1 protein-coding gene is annotated in these 3,491 nt (G+C 68.9%); it reads right to left on the bottom strand.

Going from position 1 to position 3,491, the window contains the following annotated elements; translation table 11 throughout:
• A partial coding sequence (locus AOK17_RS31930; RefSeq protein ID WP_157881440.1) for a type I polyketide synthase occupies positions 1–3,491 on the bottom strand: 3,491 nt, incomplete at both ends.

The following is a 3,491-nucleotide window of genomic DNA, read 5'->3' as shown; positions in this document are numbered from 1 at the left end:
GTGTGGGGGGGGGGGCGGGTGGTGAGGGAGGTCACCGTGGCGACGGGGGTCCCGTGGACGTCGGTGAGGTGGATGGCGGTGGTGGCCGGTCCGGTGGGTTGGAGGTGGACGCGCAGTGCGGTGGCTCCGGAGGCGTGGAGTTTCACGCCCTGCCAGGCGAACGGCAGATGCGCGCCCGGCTCCTGCCCACCGTCGTCTTGTCCGGTGCCGGCCAGGGCGTGCAGAGCGGCGTCGAACAGCGCCGGATGCAAGCCGAAACCCGCCGCCTGCTCGACGGCCTGAGCGGGGAGTTCGACCTCGGCGAACACCTCATCCCCGCGCTGCCAGAGCGCACGGACCCCCTGGAACACCGGACCGTAGGTAAGGCCCTGCTCGGCCAGCCGGTCGTAGAAGCCCTCCAACGACACCACAGCCGCCCGCTCCGGCGGCCATGTCTCCGTGTCTGTGGGTGTGTTGGTGGGGGTGGTGTCGGGGGTGAGGATGCCTTCGGCGTGCAGGGTCCATTCTTCGTCGGGGGTGGCGTTGTCGGGTCGTGCGTGTATGTGTAGGTGTCGGTGGCCGTTCTGATCGGGGGCGGCTGTCATCACCTGTACCGCGACGCCGCCGTGTTCGGGCAGGGCGAGTGGGTTGTGGAGTGTGAGTTCGTCCAGCACCGGGCAGTTGACTTCGTCGCCTGCCCGGATGGCCAGTTCGACGAAGCCGGTGCCGGGGAACAGGACGGTGCCCATGACCGCGTGGTCGGCCAGCCACGGCTGTCGCTCGACCGAGAGGCGGCCCGACAGGACCACGCTCTCGGACCCGGGCAGCTCCACCACCGCGCCCAGCAGCGGGTGTTCGGCAGTCTCCAGTCCTGCCTGCTGCACATCCACCGTGTCCTGCGTGGCGTCCATCCAGTAGTGCTTGTGCTGGAAGGGATAGGTCGGCAGGTCTATGGGGTGGGCGGTCTGGTTGTTGAAGAGGGCGGGCCAGGTGACGGGGACGCCTCGGGTGTGCAAGTCGCCCAGGGCCCGCAGGAGATGGGCGGCCTCCGGCCGGTCCCGGCGCAGGGCGGGGATCGTGCCCCCGCCTTGATCGGCGTCTGCAGACAGGGTCGCGAGGGCGGTCAGGGTGGCGTCGGGGCCGATCTCCAGGAACGTGCCGACTCCCGCGTCACGCAACGCCTGCATGCCGTCCCCGAACCGGACGGCTTCGCGTACGTGGCGTACCCAGTAGTCGGGTGTGCACAGGTCCTTCGGGTCCGCGAGGGTGCCGGTGAGGTTGGAGACCAGCGGAATCTCCGGCGGGTGGAAGGCGACCGACTGGGCCACCTCACCGAAAGCCGCCAGCATGGGGTCCATCAGCGGGGAGTGGAAGGCGTGCGAGACCCGTAGGAGACGGGTGTGCTTGAAATGGGCTGCGGCTGACAGCACCGCCTCCTCCTCGCCGGAGATGACCACCGCGTCCGGGCCGTTCACCGCAGCGATCGCCACCTGTTCCAGGCCCGCCAGGATGGTGGCGACCTCGTCTTCGGTGGCCCGCACCGCGACCATCACGCCGCCGGCAGGCAGCGCACCCATCAGCCGACCGCGGGCTGCTACCAGCGCACAGGCATCCGGCAGGGAGAACACCCCGGCCAGATGCGCGGCGGCCAGTTCACCGACGGAGTGCCCAGCAACGAAGTCCGGCCGTACACCCCACGACTCCAGCAACCGCCCCAGAGCCACCTCCAACGCAAACAACGCCGGCTGCGCGAACTCCGTACCGTCCAGACGGCCGTGGCCTTCCGGCTCTTCCTCCGGCCACATGATCTCCCGCAGCGGCAGGCCCAGTTCCCCGGTCACCTCATCCAAGGCGCGGGCGAACACCGGGAACGTGTCATACAATTCCATGCCCATGCCCAGGCGTTGGCTGCCCTGGCCGGAGCAGAGGAACGCCAGCTTGCCCGGGCGGGCCACGCCCGTGACCGCGTTCGCCCCCGCTTCGCCCTCGACGACCTTGGCTAGCCCCTCCAACAGCTCGGTCATCTCCGCACCAACCACCACCACCCGGTGCTCCAACACAGCACGCGTGGCGGCCAGCGAGTACCCGACATCCACCGGGTCCAGATCCTGCTCGGTGATGTGGGCAGCCAACTGCGCGGCCTGTGCCCGCAACGCCTCCCCCGTACGAGCCGACAACACCCACGGCACAACAGGCAGACGCACAGCAGGCTCGACCGAAGAGCCCTCCGGGAAATCCGGAGCCTCCTCCAGGATCAGGTGCGCATTGGTGCCACTGATACCGAACGAGGAGACACCAGCCCGGCGGGGATGACCGTTGCGCTGCCAGGACTGGGCCTGCGTGAGCAGCTCCACCGACCCGGTGGTCCAGTCCACATGCGAGGACGGCTCGGTGACATGCAGCGTCCGGGGCAGCAGGTCGTGGTGCATGGCCATGACCATCTTGATCACACCGGCCACCCCGGCCGCCGCCTGCGTATGCCCGATGTTCGACTTCAACGACCCCAGCCACAACGGCCGCTCCGTGGGCCGCTCCTGCCCATACGTGGCCAACAACGCCTGCGCCTCGATCGGATCACCCAACGTGGTCCCGGTGCCGTGTGCCTCGACCGCATCCACATCCGCCGCGGTGAGTCCCGCGCTGGCCAGCGCCTGCCCGATCACCCGCTGCTGAGCAGGACCATTCGGGGCGGTCAGCCCGTTGGACGCACCATCCTGATTGACCGCCGAACCCCGAACGACCGCCAACACCCGATGCCCGTTACGCCGGGCATCGGAGAGCCGCTCCAGGACAAGGACACCCACCCCCTCCGACCAGCCCGTGCCATCAGCATCCTCCGAGAACGACTTGCACCGCCCGTCCGGCGCAAGACCCCCCTGCCGGCTGAACTCGACAAACGACTCCGGCGTCGACATCACCGTCACCCCGCCGGCCAGAGCCAGAGCACACTCACCACTGCGCAACGCCTGCGCCGCCAGATGCACACTCACCAACGACGACGAACACGCCGTGTCCACCGTCAGAGCCGGACCCTCCAGCCCCAACGTGTAGGCAACACGCCCCGACACGATGCTGCCCGCACTCGCCCCCGTCGGATAGTCGTGATACATCACCCCCGCAAACACCCCGGTCGGCGACCCCCGCAACGAACCCGGCACAATCCGGGCCCGCTCCAACGCCTCCCACGACACCTCCAGCAACAACCGCTGCTGCGGATCCAACTCCCGCGCCTCCCGCGGGGAAATGCCAAAGAACTCCGGATCAAAACCCCCCGCGTCCTCCAGGAACCCGCCCACCCGCACATAACTCGTCCCCGGCCGCGACAACCCCGGGTCATACAGCCGCCCCACATCCCAACCACGATCCACCGGAAACGGCGACAACCCGTCAACCCCCTCCGCAACCAGCCGCCACAACCCCTCAGGACTACCCACACCACCCGGATACCGGCACGCCATCCCCACAATCACCACCGGCTCATCCACACCAGACACCCCCACCGGAGCCGCGGT

This window comes from Streptomyces phaeochromogenes, assembly GCF_001418655.1.
Classification (GTDB): Bacteria; Actinomycetota; Actinomycetes; order Streptomycetales; family Streptomycetaceae; genus Streptomyces; species Streptomyces phaeochromogenes.
This window is presented reverse-complemented; position numbering and strand designations above follow the sequence as displayed.